The following is a 16,717-nucleotide window of genomic DNA, read 5'->3' on the forward strand; positions in this document are numbered from 1 at the left end:
TGTCATTTCAAGAAAGAAGACATTTATAAGGTCGCTAATTCTAGATTAGGTTGGTATAGGAAATGCGGGATGGACGTTGTCAACTTTACGTTAAGTCCGAAAGTTTTAGCCATAAAGAAAAAGGATCGACCTGGATTGGTTGATCCTTTATCCTACTATCTAAATAAAGCGTGAAAACAGTACAAATGTAGCGCCGTATACGAGGACCGTACGTACGGTGCGACGGGAGGGGCGGAAATTTATTTCCCCTCTACCCTATTTATTCAGCGCGAAGGGCAATAGCGGCGTCTTTTTTAGCTGCCATACGAGCAGGAATGTGTCCACCAATCATCGTTAAGACGGTACTTATAATAATTAAAGTAACGGCGTGCACTGGGTCTAGTTGCGCCACATTTTCTAAATCTGTCAAATTTAATAAGACGGTATTAATTGGAAATGTTGCTAAATAAGCAATAACAACACCTAAAGTGCCTGAAGCTACGCCTAAGATAGCAGTTTCTGCGTCAAATACGCGCGTAATATCTTTTTTCCTTGCCCCTAGAGCCTTTAATACGCCAATTTCTTTTGTTCGTTCTAAGACAGAGGTGTATGTGATAATACCAATCATAATCATACTTGTAAAAAGAGATATACCAGCAAAAGCAACTAAGACATAAGTGATCGCGTCCATAATACCACCCGTTAAGTCAGTCATTGTTCCTGCTAAATCACTATATACAATTTTATCTTCATCGTCTTTTCCTTCGTTATAAGCGTCCAAATAATCTAATATTTGTTCTTTGTCCTCAAAATTATTTGGATAGATCATCACACTATAAGGAATTTCACTAGCGCCTAGAGCATCAAGAAGGTTTTCTCTTGCTGTGCCGTCGATCTCTTCGCCTGTCATAACGTTTTCGTCACTATCTTCTTGGGCATTTACAATATCAGAGTCCTCATTATGATCAATGACTTTTTGGGCAAGTGCGTCACTATAGGCAATTCCAGGAGCTAAAAGATCCATAGTAGACGAACTTTTGTTACGTATGACACCAGAAATGGTTAACTCTTCATTATCATCGTCATTATAAACTTCATCTAAATCTTGACTAGGAATAAAGTTTCCTGTAGGTAGTTCTTCATAAAAAGCATTATTATAAGCTAATTGTATGTTTGTTCCTACGATGTCATCAAAATGGACTTGATCGCCGTCTTCTAAATCGAACCCTAAGTTATTTAAGGCGTTAATATTTGTTTCGTTATTTTCATCTACGACTAATACAACATCATTAGGATCTTCTGGGTAGGAGCCTTCTAGTAGTCGGTAATTATCTTCTAAAAAGTTGCCTTGGGAATCATCAAGTTGTTTAGGAAAAGAGGAAACGCCAACGCCGGTTTGAGCAGCCATCATAGACATCATCGATTCAGCTTGAGATTCATCTTCTGCTCCGTTTGAAAATTGTACGGTTTCGGGCTCTCCGTCAATTTCACGTAATAAGTTCATATTGACTAAACGCGTATACCCAATATTATTACTTAACGCAGGATTGATGTCATCCACGTAGTCGATAAAATCTTGATCAATATCATTAGTTCGTTGGGCGCGATCTTCTTCACTGATTTTAGCGGTGACTTCATCATCTTCAGGAAAACTTCCTTCCTCTGAGCGATCTTCAAAATTTTCTGGGTCCTGTTCTGTTGTTTCACGCGAAATGGTCACTGGAAATTGAGCTAAAGTTTCGGATTGCGTCTGGTCGATTTGTTTTTGAAAGCCAGTAGATAAAGATAAAACAATCGCAATACTAATAATTCCGATACTGGAGGCAAAGGCGGTTAAAAAAGTGCGTCCTTTTTTGGTACGAATATTATTAAAAGAAAGACGAAGAGCTGTGAGAAAGGTCATTTTGGTATGTTTTAAATCAAAAGGTTCTTTCTTTTTTCCTTCGATATGTGGATTGGAATCATCGGTTACTTGCCCATCGGTAAAACTAATGATCCGATCAGCGTATTCGTTAGCAATATCAGCGTTATGGGTCACCATTACCACAAGTTTGTCTTGGGCCACTTCTTGAATGAGGCTCATGATTTGCGCGCTTGTTTCGGAATCTAGTGCACCAGTAGGTTCATCACAAAGTAAAATATCCGGATCGTTGGCTAAGGCCCTTGCAATGGCGACTCGCTGCATTTGTCCGCCAGATAATTGACTCGGTTTTTTATGTATATGCTCTTTTAACCCTACACGTTCTAGAGCTTCTTCTGCTTTTTTTCGTCGTTCTTTTTTCGAAACCCCACTTAGTGTCATGCCTAGTTCGACGTTGTCGATAATCCCTTGGTGGCTAATAAGGTTATAACTTTGGAAAATAAAACCAATCGAGTTGTTACGATAAGCATCCCAGTCTTTATCTTTAAAATCTTTGGTAGACTTACCGTTGATGATCATATCGCCTGAATCGTACTGGTCAAGCCCGCCAATAACATTTAAAAGCGTTGTTTTTCCAGAACCGCTCTCGCCAAGAATGGCTACGAATTCTTGTTGGCGTAAAGCAACGGAGACGCCGTCTAAGGCTTTAGTAACGGTATTGCCCACTTTATATTGCTTTTTTATATTTTTTAGTTCGAGCATGCTTTTTCTCCTTTATTGAGAATAATGAAAAATTGTTTTCATTCATTTGCAAAGCGTAGCATAACTTTTTTCGGAATTCAATCTTTGCCAGGTGTGCCTAGGTTTTTTTAAGGCTTTTTCAATAAAGTTTGGCAAAGGGAAGAAAGAAAATCAAGAATTCGTTTTTAGAAAGTAAAGCTTTCGTGTATAATTAATTATGTAAGCGTTATTTTTTGCTAGAATTTTTTGAGGAGGAAATTTATGAATACAGCCGCCATTTATCATCGTCCGAGTAGTGAATTTGCTTATTTATATGAAAAAGATGTCCTGCATCTGCGCTTACGTACAGCTAAAGGCGACGTTTCGTGCGTGCAACTTATTTGGCAAGATCCTTATTTAATAGAAAAAAAGCAAAAGACAGAAACCAAGACAATGGTTAAAGGATTATCGACTGAACTTTTTGATTATTGGTTTGTATCACTTAAAGCACCTTTTCATCGTTTATCTTATGCTTTTGCCATTACAGCCACGGACCAACTGCAAGTTTTTTATGGAGATCAGGGATTATTTCTCTTTTCTGAAGAATTACAGTCATCTGCTAATCTCTATTTTCGCTTTCCATATTTTCATGAAATCGATCGTTTTAAGGCGCCTTCCTGGGTAAAAGGGACCGTTTGGTATCAAATCTTTCCAGAGCGGTTCGCCAATGGAGATAAAAGGAACGATCCTGAAAATACCTTGCCTTGGGGTTCAAAAACGCCGGGACGGCAAGACTTTTTTGGAGGAGACCTGCAAGGAATTATAGATCATTTGGATTATTTAGTCGATCTAGGTATTAATGGCATTTACTTGTGTCCTATTTTTAAAGCGTATTCCAACCATAAATATGACACCATTGATTATAAACAAATTGATCCGGCATTTGGTGATGAAAAAGTGTTTAAACGTTTAGTAGAAAAGTGTCATCAAAACGGAATCAAAGTGATGCTGGATGCGGTTTTTAATCATATGGGCGATCAATCTCCCCAGTGGCAAGATGTTTTAGCTAAGGGGAAAGAATCAAAGTATGCAGATTGATTTCATATCCATGAGTTTCCGCCAAGTTTTAAAGCAAGTGATAATTTTGAAGAAGCATACGATATGACTTATGAGACGTTTGCTTTTACACCGCATATGCCTAAGTTGAATACCGCAAATTCCGAGGTACAAAATTATTTATTAGAGACTGCTAAATATTGGATTGAGCATTTTGATATTGATGCATGGCGTTTAGACGTTGCGAATGAAGTAGACCATAGTTTTTGGAAAAAATTTCGCCAAGTATGTGATGAAAGTAAAAAAGATTTTTATATTTTAGGAGAAGTTTGGCATTCATCTCAAGCCTGGTTATCAGGGGATGAATTTCACGGTGTGATGAATTATGCTTATACGGATGCGATTATGGGTTATTTTGTTAAAAACCAGCTATCTTTACAAACAATGGTGGCGACGATAAATCAACAATTGATGTTATATCGCGATCAGACCAACCAAATGCAATTTAATGTGTTAGATTCGCATGATACCCCTCGTTTGCTGACAGAAACGAAAGAAGATAAAAATTTAATGAAACAAGTCCTCGCGTTTACTTACTTGCAACCGGGCGTTCCTTGTTTGTATTACGGAGATGAGATAGGTATGACAGGAGGGATGGATCCTGAATGTCGTAAATGTATGATCTGGGAAGAAAAAGAGCAAGACCAAGATTTATTACAATTTGTTAAAAAACTGATTGCTTTACGCAAAAGTTGGCAAAAAGTACTTAGTCAGGGAAGTATGGAATGGACCGTAGTGAACGAACAAAATGGACAACTGATTTTGGAACGTAGGTTAGCTGATCATAAACTACAAGCGGTATTTAATACAGGCAAAGCAGAAATAATTTTGGACAAAAATGGTGAAGTACTTTTAGCAAATCGAGGAAAGGTAAATGAAACCAATCTTTATATCCAAGAAAAAGGGTTTATGGTTTTAAAGGTATAAAAAAAGCAAAAAAGACACGGGCCCCCTTTTATGTATAAAAGGGGGCCCGTGTCTTTTTCACTTGGATAGAGGATATAAAAACCTCATACACATTGCGAAGGATCTTCCCCAAAATCCTTCTAGTGTAATTATATCCGAAGTAAGGGGGGGATAACAAATAAAATACTCTAAAAGAAATTTTTTTATTTCAATAGAAGACTTTCGGGGGGATTATGTTTTATTATTTCAGAAATTTTTCCGGAATAGTTAGTAACATTTGATTTCCTATATGTTAAAATGGTGAAAATAAAAAAGCGCAAAGGGAGCGGTTTTAGATGAGCGATGGATATAATGTAGCAGTGGTAGGAGCCACGGGTGCTGTCGGAACAAAATTGATTGAAATGTTAGAACAGACGAATTTACCTCTAAAAAATGTTAAACTGCTTGCTTCTGAGCGATCAGCAGGACGGAAACTCTTTTTTAAAGGTTCAGAGATTTTCGTTGAAGAACTTACAGCAGAATCGTTTGATGATGTGGATATTGCTTTTTTTAGTGCTGGAGGAAGCACTTCACAAGCATTTGCTTCTGAAGCGGTCAAACGAGGGACAGTTGTTGTAGACAATACGAGTCAGTTTCGTATGGACAAAGACACGCCTTTAGTGGTACCTGAGGTGAATAAAGAAGCGTTAAAACAACATCAAGGAATTATTGCGAATCCCAATTGCTCGACTATTCAAATGATGGTGGCTCTCAAACCTATTAAAGAGTTGGCTGGTATTGATCGAATTATCACATCAACTTATCAAGCAGTTTCAGGAGCTGGAGCTCGAGCGGTCGAAGAAATCAAACAACAAAGCCGAGAAATGTTGGATGGCGAATTGCCAGAAAACTTAACCGCAGAAATTTTGCCTGTAGCTAGTGATAAAAAACATTATCCATTAGCGTTTAATGCTCTAGCACAGATCGATAAGTTTGCGGAAGAAGACTACACTAAAGAAGAATGGAAAATGGCGAACGAAACCAAAAAAATCATGGAAGATTCTCAGATCAAAATCTCAGCCACTTGTGTTCGCGTACCTGTGATAACAAGCCATTCTGAGTCGATTTATATTGAAACAAAAGAAAAAACAACAGTAGCCCAAATACGTGATAGCTTAGAAAAAGCTCCTGGAGTCGTCGTTGAAGATGATCCTAGCCAGCAAGTTTACCCACAAGCACTCAATAGTGTTGGAAAGAAAGAAACTTTTGTAGGACGCCTTCGCCAAGATTTAGATATCGAAGATGGCTACCATTTGTGGGTGGTTTCAGATAACTTAATAAAAGGTGCTGCTTGGAATTCTGTACAGATCGCAGAAACGTTGCATGAAATGGACTTAGTCCATGTGTGAAAGCGAAAAAATTCTTTACATTCATAGCTGGGTATGGTAGTATACTTCAGTGAGTAATTTGCTCAACTATTACGATATTCCGCTGAGAGAAGCTTCTCAAGAGTATTTGGAAATAAGGAGAATGTCAAAATGGATCCATTAATTCAAGAAATAACTAAGGACCAATTACGTACAGATATTCCGGATTTTCGCCCGGGAGATACGGTACGTGTTCACGCTAAAGTTGTGGAAGGTTCACGTGAACGTATCCAAGTATTTGAGGGTGTAGTGATTAAACGACGCGGTACTGGTATCAGCGAAACATATACCGTACGTAAGATTTCAACGGGTGTCGGCGTAGAACGTACTTTCCCGCTCCATACTCCTCGTGTGGACAAAATAGAAGTTATGCGTCAAGGACTTGTACGTCGTGCGAAATTGTATTACCTACGTAATCGTCACGGAAAATCTGCACGTATCCCAGAAAGAAGAAAAAAACGCTAAAAATTCTTTTCTGGATTGTCTAGAGTTGTATAGACGCGCGAAAACCCTTGTATATCAAGGGTTTTTTTGTTTGCCAATTTTAAAAAAGAAACAAAAAGTCGTCGATTTTGTCCTGAATTTTCCTGGATTATCCCATTTTGACTACCTAGGTAGTCAAAATAAGGCAAAAAAGAAGTAGTCAGTTGACTACTTTATGGATCTGGAAAATACCAAAACGATGACCGAATTTATCAAAAATTGGAGTTCGGAATGATAAGATTGAAAAAATACCATAGCAGGTACTTCGATGTTAAAAAGGAACTAGCGTTAGGTTTTGTAAAAATAGTTCAATTTATTTTTGAAATCACTCTTCACATTTCTACTTATTTATCGTAAAATTTTAATTGGCTATAAACACTATATGTAGGAAAGTAAGAATGGCAAAGCACTATATATAGAGTTTTCGTAAATTAGATTAAGGAAGGCGATTGAAATCGTGATTGTGATGGCAGGAATGATTGGCGCAGGAAAAACGACCTATACAACAAAAATAGCAGAAGAACTACAAACCCAACCTTTTTATGAAGCAGTGGATGAAAATCCTATTTTAAATAAATACTATGAAAATCCAGAAAAATATGGTTTTGCTCTGCAAATTTATTTTTTAAATAAACGTTTCAAAAGTATTAAAGAAGCTTTCTTTGATCAAAATAATGTGCTGGACCGTTCCATTTATGAAGATGCTTTGTTTACCAAAATCAATGTGGATAACGGAAATATTAGCGTAGAAGAGTACCAACTTTATTTAGCACTATTAGATAATATGATGGAAGAATTATCGACACTGCCCAAAAAAGCACCCGATTTAATGATTTATTTAGACGCTAGTTTTGACCACATTCTTTCAAATATTCAAAAGCGCGGAAGATCTTTTGAGCAACCTACCGAAGAAAATGGTCTGTTAAGTTATTATAAACAACTACACACGGCTTATGGCGATTGGTTTGAACAGTATAACCACGGCCCTAAATTGCGAATTGATGCTGACCGTTATGATGTAAATAACGAAAAAGACTGGCAAAATGTATTCGATCAAATTCAGGCAAAACTTAATGGGAAGGAAATTATGATTGGCTAAAGATCTCCAGAAAAAAGCTCTCACTAAAATTTATTTAGGAACTCCTTATTTTAACGAAGAACAAAGACAACGGGTGGAAGAAGCGAAAGAAGCCCTTGAAAAAAATGAGACGGTGGCTATTGTTCATTTTCCATTTGATTTTCAATATCAAGGAGCTACCTTTGATGATCCCAAAGAAGTATTTGGGACAATTTCTTGGCAAAATGCCACCTACCAAAATGATTTGTCAGCTATGAGTACTTCCGATTGCGGGGTCTTTTTGTATGATTTAGATCAAATTGATGATGGTTCTGCTTTTGAAATAGGGTTTATGCGTGCCATGCACAAGCCTGTACTTGTCTTACCCTTTAGCAAAAATTTAGAGCAAAAACAATTGAACTTGATGATTGCTCGTGGCACCACTAGTTTTATTGCATCATTTGCAGAGTTAAGTCAGTATGATTTTAATCACTTTCCCAGCGAACCTCAAGCGCCTATTGATGTGTTTTAGTAGGTTTTTGTATAAAAAAGAAAAAAACTGAGATAAAAGTGAAAATAAGACAAAATATCCGAACGATATGCAATGGAGCTAATTTATTGTCGTTTTTGCGGCAAAGCCTCCTGCTATAGTTCGGATCTTTTTTTATAAAAAACTTCTAACAAGGCTTTGTCTTGACAGCCAAATGGAAGCATGGTAGTATAATTTTTACAAATCGTAACAATTACGTTTTATAAATCAATAGAGAAAGGAAAATGATATGGCTAAAAAATCAAAAATAGCTAAAGCTAAGAAGCAACGAGAATTAATTGAAAAGTATGCAGATTTAAGACAAGAGCTTAAACAGGCTGGGGATTACAAAGCATTAGCGAAATTGCCTAAAGATTCTAACCCCAACCATTATAAAAATCGTGACTTAATTGATGGTCGACCACGTGCTTATATGCGAAAATTTGGGATGTCACGGATTAAGTTTCGTCAATTAGCTCATCAAGGAAAGATTCCTGGAGTCAAAAAGGCTAGCTGGTAAAGTATTCAAGAAATACTTTAATAAAATTTGTTGAATAAAAGCTCAAATGAAACTTTTTTCAAAAGTTTGTTTGAGCTTTTTTATATGTTTAGTTTGTAAAAATGTATTGTCTAACTATTTTATGTTATACTATTATAGGATGTTTTTGGGTCGAAAAATCAATGTTGCTTTTTCCCTTCGCTTAAGGAAAAACGTTAAACAAATATAAAATTTATATAAATAATGAAGAGGTGAAAAATTTGGCACAAATAAGAATGATTCCTCTTAGCGGTGTACGTGAAAATGGCAAAAATTTGTACATCGTTGAAGTAGGAGAAGATATTTTTGTGTTAGATTGCGGCTTACGCTACCCGGAAAACGAGTTATTAGGAATTGATACGGTCATTCCTGATTTCACGTATTTAGAAGAAAACGCCGATCGTGTAGCCGGAATTTTTGTAACACATGGACACGCAGATGCTATAGGAGCACTGCCGTACTTTTTAGAAAAAATCGAAGCGCCGGTGTTCGGCACTAAATTGACGATTGAATTAGCTAAGTTGTCCGTTCATCGTTATGAACCAACGAAGCAATTTAAGGAATTTCATGTTATTGATGAAAAGACAGAGATCGAATTTAATTCAGCAGTTGTAAGCTTTTTTGCTACAACACATACAATTCCTGATTCTGTTGGGGTTTCTTTGAAGACGCCTGAAGGAAATATTGTTTATACTGGGGACTTTAAGTTTGACCAATCTGCTGCTTCTTCTTATCGTACGGACTTTGGTCGTCTTGCTGAAATGGGTAAAGAAGGGGTTTTAGCTCTTTTGAGTACCTCCAGTAATGCTGAAAATCCAGCAACGGTCGCTTCGGAAAAACAAATTGGTGAAGAAGTTTACGATAATATTGGCTTTTGGGAAGGACGTATCATTGTTGCATGTGTGGCTAGTAACTTACAACGTGTGCAACAATTAATTGATGCCGCTTATCGTTCAGGTAGAAAGATTGTTTTAACAGGGCAAGATTTTGGTCGTATTATTCGTACAGCGATGAAATTAGGAAAATTGGAATTGCCTGACGAAGACATATTGATTCCGCAAAAAGCCATGAAAAAATATAGTGATGATCAATTGATTATTTTAGAAACGGGCCGTATGGGTGAACCGATCAAGGCACTACAAAAAATGGCGAGTGGCGCCCATCGAACTTTTCGTATCAAAGAAGGTGATTTGGTTTATATAACAACCACGCCGACGATTGATATGGAGACTTATGTGGCTAAAACCGAAGACATGATTTATAGAGCTGGCGGCACTGTCAAAAGTATTTCTGATAATTTGCGAGTTTCCGGTCATGCTAACCCAGAAGATCTACAACTGATGATGAATTTACTTAAGCCACAATACTTCGTCCCAGTACAAGGTGAATATCGACTATTAGTAGCGAACGCTGATTTAGCACAATCAGTAGGCATATCTAAAGATCACATATTTATCACTGTTCCCGGAGACATTTTAGAATATAATAATAAAGGCGAAATGAGTCTTAGTGGCACGATTCCTTCAGACAATGTCATGGTAGACGGCATTGGCGTTGGAGATATTGGTAATATTGTACTAAAAGATCGGAAAGTTTTATCAGAAGAAGGCGTCTTTGTTGCAGTAGTGACAATTAATCGTCGGAAAAAACAGATCGTATCTAAACCACAAATTACTTCACGTGGATTTGTCTACGTAAAAACAAGCCGAGATCTTTTAAGAGAAGGCGGCGAGATTGTGGAAGAAATTGTTGATAAGCATTTACACAGCAATGATTTTGAATGGAGTAAATTAAAACAAGAAATTCGCGAAAAGTTGAGTCGTTATCTCTTTGAGCAAACCAAAAGACGTCCTGTAATTTTACCCGTAATTATGGAATCAAGCCAAAAACATAAAAAGAAGAAAGCATAAAAGTATCGACCTCTAGTGAAAAAGTATTTTCTTAGAGGTCGGTTTTTTATAAAAAATTATTTGCTAAAGGTATGTTCTTTATTTTCCAAAATAAGCACATAAGAACGAAAAACTAGTGTGGTTACCAGCAAATAAGCACATAAGAATACCAAAGTAGTGGGGTTAAATTCTTTTAAGCACATAAGAATACAAAACTTATGTGCTTAATTTAAGTATTTATTACAAAAATGGGTTATTTCTCTAAATAAGCACATAAGATCGTAAAACTAGTGTGGTTATCAGCGAATAAGCACATAAGAATACCAAAGTAGTGGGGTTAAATTCTTTTAAGCACATAAGAATACAAAACTTATGTGCTTAATTTAAACATTTACTACAAAAATGAATATTCGTTCAGCTTTAGAGTGAAAATTTATAAAATAGTCATGTTTTAACGAAATCGTGACTAAAGTTTTGTCATCTTTTTTTGTGCCAAATCTTTTACTAGTTTTAATTGAAAGCCTTGTCAAATCTGTTTAAACTAAAGTTATAGGAAAAACAACTTTTGAGAGGAGAAGAAAAAATGGCACAAGGAAATAAAGGGATTAAAGCCAAGATACAACAATTAGGTAGTAACCTAAGTAGTATGGTCATGCCTAATATTGGAGCGTTCATTGCTTGGGGAGTTATTACCGCTTTATTTATTCCGGATGGTTTCTTACCAAACGAGCAACTCGCTTCAATGACTGACCCGATGATTACTTACTTATTGCCGTTATTAATTGGTTATACTGGCGGGAGTATGCTACACGATCAGCGAGGAGCGGTCGTAGGAGCTATTGCCACTATGGGGGTTATTGTTGGTTCTGATGTTCCGATGTTTATTGGTGCTATGATTATGGGACCTTTAGGCGGTTGGTGTATAAAGAAATTTGATGAAAAATTTAGTGATAAAATTCGTGCTGGATTTGAAATGTTGGTCAATAACTTTTCTTCAGGTTTGATCGGTTTTGCTTTAGCTATCATCGGCTATTTTGCTATAGGGCCTTTGGTTTCAATATTGACTGAATGGTTAGGATTAGGCGTTGCGGCAATCATTCGCGCAAGCTTGTTACCATTAGCAAATATCTTTATTGAACCAGCTAAAATTTTGTTTTTAAATAATGCAATTAACCACGGAATCTTGACGCCTTTAGGAACGGAGCAATCGATTGAAACAGGTAAATCTATTTTGTTCTTACTTGAAGCAAATCCTGGACCAGGTTTAGGCGTATTGTTAGCTTTCACTGTATTTGGTAGAGGAGCAGCTAGGTCTTCTGCTCCAGGAGCTATTTTAATTCAATTTGTAGGTGGAATTCATGAAATTTACTTCCCATATGTTATGATGAAACCACTGCTATTTTTGGCTGTGATCGCTGGTGGGGTTTCTGGTACTTTTACCTTCCAGTTACTAGATGCCGGGTTACGAGCCGCTGCTTCCCCGGGGTCTATTATAGCCATTTTTGGAATGGCACCACCAAACAGCTATGTGGCAATTATTGCAGGAGTCATCGTTGCAACGATTGTTTCTTTCTTAGTGGCAATGGTCATTATTAAATCTGATCATTCAGAAGCTACCGAAGAAGATCTTGCTGAACAACAAGCAGCCGTACAATCTGCTAAACAAGAAAGTAAAGGCCAAGATCAAGAAACAGAAGCTACAGCTAGCGGTAATGTTGAAAATGCTGAATTACACAAAGTGAATCAAGTGGTATTTGCCTGTGATGCAGGAATGGGCTCTAGTGCGATGGGCGCTTCCGTTTTACGAAAGAAAATGAAAGAAGCAGGTATCGATATACCCGTGACAAATATTTCCATTGGTAAACTAGAAGATGATGCGAATAAATTAGTGATTACGCAAAATGAACTGCATAATCGTGCAGTGCAAAAAGCGCCATCAGCTGAATTTGTTTCCGTGGAAAACTTCATGGACAGTCCTCGTTACGGAGAAATTGTTGAACGAATGAAAAATGAAACAACACAAACACAAGAACAAGAAACAACTTCTACAGATACGAATGAAACAACAGATATCGAAGGATTAACGTTAGAAAATGTAAAACATATTGTCTTTGCTTGTGATGCAGGAATGGGCTCTAGTGCGATGGGTGCTTCTGTTTTAAGAAATATGCTGAAAAAGACAGAACTGAATGTCGATGTTACAAATATAGAAATTAACCAATTAGATGACGATGGCCAAGCACTAGTGATTACCCAAAAAGAATTGTATGATCGTGCGCATCAACAATCTCCTTCAGCGCAATTTGTAACGGTAGATAACTTTATGGACACAGAAGTTTATGAAGAAATTGTGGACCGAATGGAAAAACAGTCATAAAGTTCGATAGGAAATAAAAGGTTCGATTTGAAAAGAGGAATATAAGCTAACAAAAAGATAAGGCAGCTTCTTTATAAGCGACTACAGCAAGATTTTTCTAGATAGTTGTCGTGCTTGCAAAGAAAGGCCTTATCTTTGCTTTGTATTGGAGGTGAGAGTGGTGTATTTTTCCAGCCGGGAAAAGAAATTGCTAAAATTATTACTTGAAAATACAGCAGGAATTCCGGCACAAAACTTACAAGAACTTTTACAAATTAGCAAACGTACATTGTATCGTGAAATTTCAAGTATTGAAGAAACAATTAAACCGGAAAATGCTCAAATTATAAATGAACGAAAAATGGGCTATCGCTTAGTCGGAAGTAAAGAAACGCTAGACAAAATAAGACAAGAGGTAGAAAAAAGCCAGGAAATTGTGTTTGATAATGTGCAGCGTCAAAGCGCACTTGTGGCAAATTTATTATTGGCAGAAAAAGAAGAAATTGTTGAAAGTTTGGCCGTAGACTTTGCTGTAAGTCCAACGACAATTCATAATGACTTACAACAAGTGGAAAAAAGTTTAGCTGCGTACGGATTATCTTTATATCGAAAAAAAGCGCGAGGAATTCTAGTTGTCGGTCCAGAAGAAAAAAGACGACAAATTTTGAGTAATATCATTTATAGTGATGTGAATGAATATGAATTTTTTTCTTATCTGGCAGAATTGACAACTCCTGATAAAAATTTTACATCCAATAATTTCTTTTTGAATTTTATTACGCCACGTTGGCTTTATTTTGCTAAAAATGCCGTGTTAGAAAAAACAAATAACCTTTTTATTGAGGTAACAGATAATCAATTGCAACAAGTCATTACGAGTTTAGCATTAACGCTTGAGCGAATTGAACATAACCATTGGATTATTGATGAAATAACAGAGGATACGATCTCCCCAGCAGTTCAAAGTTTAGCCGAACAAATCATGGGAGAAATAAAAAAGCAAACAGAATTAGAGATTACTGATAATGAAGTGCTATTTTTTACGAAACAACTCGAAGGGGTAAATTATAAAAAGCCACAAAATATCTTTTTAGATAATTTTGATGCTGAGCTTTCTTATCAAGTAAGAGAATTAATCCGGCTGGTTTCTCAACAAACACAAAAGGACTTTCGCAAAGACGACACATTATTTTATGATTTGTTAACTCATTTAGCAGCAGCCTTTAAGCGAATTGATAATCAAGCGCAATTGGCAGGAAACCCTTTGTTAGAAAAAATTTTAACTGAATATCCAAGGTTAACGAAAATCATTCAAGATGATTTAAAAGAGATATTTACGGATCACCGCGCATTTTTACAAGACGAACTAGCTTACATCGTGATCCATTTTGCGGCTTCTTTGGAAAGAAACCCTGTACAAAAGGAAATTTCCGCCCTTGTGCTGTGTTCTAGCGGAATTGGCACAGCTAAAATATTGGAAAGCCGCTTGAATAAATATATCCCGGAAATTGAACGAATTGAAATTGCTAAGATTTCACAGATGGGTCATATTGATTTTAAAGAATTCGATTTAATTCTTTCGACCATTTTTTTGCCTGAGTTTTCTTTACCTTATAAGGTAATATCTCCTTTATTATTAGATGACGAAATTCGTGAGATCAAGCAAGAGTTACAAGGTAAACAATTTTCTAGTCGGCCTGTGGCTACGCATATAAACAAAGAGACACCCAATGATTTTGAACAAGTGTATGAACAAATGAAAGTAGCCAATGAGCTTTTAACGCAATTTTCTGTAACAGAAGTGAGTACGCGGCAAACATTAGAAAAGACTTTGGATGTTATTTTAGATGAGTTGGAAGGTGTTGTCGTTGAGGACCCGCAAAAGGTACGTGAGTTATTGATCCATCGCCACAAAACAGCGCCTATTGGAATTCCCAATACACATTTTGCATTATTTCATAGTGCCAATACTTATGTAAAAAAACCCTATTTTGCTATTTTCGACTTATCACGTTCAGTTCCTATTTTAGGAATGGATAGAAAACCGATGGAATTAACGCGCTTATTATTAATGTTAGCACCAGATAATATGTCGACAACAGAAGAGCGGCTTTTAGGAAGAATCAGTAACTCTGTGATTGAAAGTGATGTTAATATACAAACGTATCAATATGGAGACGAAGAAGCGATTTACGAACGTATTAGTTCTTTGTTTATTACAGAAATTAAAGATTCAGAGGAGGAATAATCAATGGAATTACAAAAAGATATGATTTTATTAAATCAGACAGACGCAACTCCAGAAGAAGTGATCAAAAAAAGCGGGCAATTATTAGTCGATGCAGGTTGTGTGGAAAGTGCCTATGTCGATGCTATGCTTGAACGTGAGAAAATGGTCTCTACTTATATGGGCAATTTTATTGCTATACCTCATGGCACAGATGAAGCAAAAGAATATGTCAAAGAAAGTGGCATCTCCATTGTACAGGTTCCAAAGGGAATCGATTTTTCTACAGCGGATGAAAAGGAAGAAAAGCTAGCCACAGTGATTTTTGGCATCGCGGGTGTCAACAATGAACACTTAGATATTTTGCAAAAAATCGCGGTATTTTGTTCAGATGTACAAAATGTGGTCAAATTAGCCGATGCTGATTCAGCAGAAGAAGTTATTTCATTACTTGGGGAGGTAACAGCATGAAAGCAACACATTTTGGCGCCGGTAATATCGGTCGTGGATTTATTGGAGAAATTTTGCATGAAAATGGTTTTGCGATTGATTTTGTCGATATCAATGAAACCATCATTGATGCTTTAAGAAAAAGAAATAGTTATGAAATTGAATTGGCTGCTCAAGAGAAAACACATATCACAGTAGATCAAGTAACAGGGCTTAATAACCAAAAAGAACCGGATGCAGTTATTGATTCGGTAGCGACAAGTGATATTATTACCACCGCAATTGGCCCCAATGTATTACCTATTATTGCCGAATTAATTGCTAAAGGGATTCAAAAACGTCGTCAAGAGGGCAATCAAACACCTATTGACGTAATTGCTTGTGAGAACATGATTGGTGGCAGCCAAATATTACTAGAAAAAGTTCGCACGTATTTAACTGAAGAAGATCTTACTTATGTAGAAAATACAGTCGGTTTTCCTAATGCAGCGGTAGATCGGATCGTCCCAATTCAACAGCATGAGGATCCTTTGTTTGTTTCAGTTGAACCATTTTGTGAATGGTTAGTTGATGACACACAAAGTAAAGCAAAGCAAATCCGTTTAGATAATGTAGGTTATGTTTCCGATCTAGCACCTTATATCGAACGTAAACTTTTTTCGGTCAATACAGGACATGCAACGACTGCTTATACAGGCGCTCACTACAATTATCAAACGATCGGCGAAGCTGTCGCAGATGAACGAGTATTAAATCAGTTAAGAGCTGTTTTAAAAGAAACAGGCGATTTATTAATAAACAAATGGGACTTTCCTCGAAAAAAACATGAACAATATATTGAAAAAATCGTGGAACGTTTTAAAAACCCATATATTTCAGATGATGTCTCTCGTGTGGCACGGACACCGATTCGAAAGTTAGGATATAACGAACGCTTTATTCGTCCTATTAGAGAAGCCAAAACATATGGCCTTTCTTATCAAGCGTTAGTAGATGTGGTAGCGATGATTTTACAATACGACGAACCTAGCGATGAAGAAAGTGTACGTTTACAAGAAATGCTTAAAGAAAAAGACTTAACAGAAGTTATCCAAGACGTCACTGGTTTAACAGACGACACAATTATAGAAGAAATTGTTGAAAAAGCAGGCAGTAACTAACAGATATGGTTTTGCATTTTGTGAAAAATCATGCTAGTAT

General features: G+C 36.7%; 11 protein-coding genes and 2 pseudogenes. 12 read left to right on the forward strand and 1 reads right to left on the reverse strand.

Annotated features, from left to right (window positions below; translation table 11 throughout):
* Positions 1 to 174, forward strand: a pseudogene (locus G577_RS12670) (group II intron reverse transcriptase/maturase); the annotation flags it as partial.
* 85 nt (positions 175 to 259) lie between these two features.
* Here the strand turns inward: G577_RS12670 and G577_RS0110400 are convergent.
* Positions 260 to 2,602 (reverse strand): ABC transporter ATP-binding protein/permease, encoded by a 2,343-nt coding sequence (locus G577_RS0110400; RefSeq protein WP_028791102.1) that lies wholly within the window; start codon positions 2,600 to 2,602, stop codon positions 260 to 262.
* 240 nt (positions 2,603 to 2,842) lie between these two features.
* On the opposite strand from G577_RS0110400, the pseudogene G577_RS11540 reads away from it, so the two are divergent.
* The 11 genes and pseudogenes from G577_RS11540 to G577_RS0110455 all read left to right on the forward strand — a co-directional run bounded on the left by G577_RS11540 (position 2,843) and on the right by G577_RS0110455 (position 16,677).
* Positions 2,843 to 4,603 (forward strand): annotated as a pseudogene (locus tag G577_RS11540) (glycoside hydrolase family 13 protein).
* 314 nt (positions 4,604 to 4,917) lie between these two features.
* Positions 4,918 to 5,970 (forward strand): aspartate-semialdehyde dehydrogenase, encoded by a 1,053-nt coding sequence (locus G577_RS0110410; RefSeq protein ID WP_028791103.1) that lies wholly within the window; start codon positions 4,918 to 4,920, stop codon positions 5,968 to 5,970.
* Between the two features lie 129 nt (positions 5,971 to 6,099).
* Complete coding sequence (rplS, locus tag G577_RS0110415; RefSeq protein ID WP_028791104.1) at positions 6,100 to 6,453, forward strand: 50S ribosomal protein L19; 354 nt, start codon at positions 6,100 to 6,102, stop codon at positions 6,451 to 6,453.
* 475 nt (positions 6,454 to 6,928) lie between these two features.
* Positions 6,929 to 7,570, forward strand: a complete 642-nt coding sequence (locus G577_RS0110420; RefSeq protein WP_028791105.1) for a deoxynucleoside kinase — start codon at positions 6,929 to 6,931, stop codon at positions 7,568 to 7,570.
* Positions 7,563 to 8,060 (forward strand): nucleoside 2-deoxyribosyltransferase, encoded by a 498-nt coding sequence (locus G577_RS0110425; RefSeq protein ID WP_028791106.1) that lies wholly within the window; start codon positions 7,563 to 7,565, stop codon positions 8,058 to 8,060. Before G577_RS0110420 ends, G577_RS0110425 begins: the two co-directional genes overlap by 8 nt.
* A 247-nt stretch (positions 8,061 to 8,307) precedes the next feature.
* On the forward strand, positions 8,308 to 8,577 hold the full coding sequence (gene rpsN, locus G577_RS0110430) for a 30S ribosomal protein S14 (protein WP_028791107.1): 270 nt from the start codon (positions 8,308 to 8,310) through the stop codon (positions 8,575 to 8,577).
* A gap of 254 nt (positions 8,578 to 8,831) precedes the next feature.
* The gene (locus G577_RS0110435; RefSeq protein WP_425314965.1) at positions 8,832 to 10,505 is read left to right on the forward strand and encodes a ribonuclease J; all 1,674 of its coding nucleotides are present in this window, start codon (positions 8,832 to 8,834) and stop codon (positions 10,503 to 10,505) included.
* 562 nt (positions 10,506 to 11,067) lie between these two features.
* Positions 11,068 to 12,861, forward strand: coding sequence for a PTS mannitol transporter subunit IIBC (locus G577_RS0110440; RefSeq protein ID WP_028791109.1), 1,794 nt, complete (start codon positions 11,068 to 11,070; stop codon positions 12,859 to 12,861).
* 151 nt (positions 12,862 to 13,012) lie between these two features.
* Positions 13,013 to 15,088: a BglG family transcription antiterminator gene (locus tag G577_RS0110445; protein WP_244869468.1), complete on the forward strand. Its 2,076-nt coding sequence runs from the start codon at positions 13,013 to 13,015 to the stop codon at positions 15,086 to 15,088.
* Positions 15,089 to 15,091: 3 nt separating this feature from the next.
* Positions 15,092 to 15,538, forward strand: coding sequence for a PTS mannitol transporter subunit IIA (locus tag G577_RS0110450; RefSeq protein WP_028791111.1), 447 nt, complete (start codon positions 15,092 to 15,094; stop codon positions 15,536 to 15,538).
* Positions 15,535 to 16,677: a mannitol-1-phosphate 5-dehydrogenase gene (locus tag G577_RS0110455; RefSeq protein ID WP_028791112.1), complete on the forward strand. Its 1,143-nt coding sequence runs from the start codon at positions 15,535 to 15,537 to the stop codon at positions 16,675 to 16,677. The genes G577_RS0110450 and G577_RS0110455 overlap by 4 nt, the downstream gene beginning before the upstream one ends.
* Positions 16,678 to 16,717: the final 40 nt, after the last annotated feature.

Origin of the sequence: Tetragenococcus muriaticus DSM 15685, from assembly GCF_000423785.1 — a bacterium.
Classification (GTDB): Bacteria; Bacillota; Bacilli; order Lactobacillales; family Enterococcaceae; genus Tetragenococcus; species Tetragenococcus muriaticus.

Coding starts and splice junctions, on each gene's coding strand:
- G577_RS0110400 (WP_028791102.1), bottom strand. CDS start 2,602: ATGCTCGAACTAAAAAATATAAAAAAGCAATATAAAGTGGGCAATACC.
- G577_RS0110410 (WP_028791103.1), top strand. CDS start 4,918: ATGAGCGATGGATATAATGTAGCAGTGGTAGGAGCCACGGGTGCTGTC.
- rplS (WP_028791104.1), top strand. CDS start 6,100: ATGGATCCATTAATTCAAGAAATAACTAAGGACCAATTACGTACAGAT.
- rpsN (WP_028791107.1), top strand. CDS start 8,308: ATGGCTAAAAAATCAAAAATAGCTAAAGCTAAGAAGCAACGAGAATTA.
- G577_RS0110435 (WP_425314965.1), top strand. CDS start 8,832: ATGATTCCTCTTAGCGGTGTACGTGAAAATGGCAAAAATTTGTACATC.
- G577_RS0110440 (WP_028791109.1), top strand. CDS start 11,068: ATGGCACAAGGAAATAAAGGGATTAAAGCCAAGATACAACAATTAGGT.
- G577_RS0110450 (WP_028791111.1), top strand. CDS start 15,092: ATGGAATTACAAAAAGATATGATTTTATTAAATCAGACAGACGCAACT.
- G577_RS0110455 (WP_028791112.1), top strand. CDS start 15,535: ATGAAAGCAACACATTTTGGCGCCGGTAATATCGGTCGTGGATTTATT.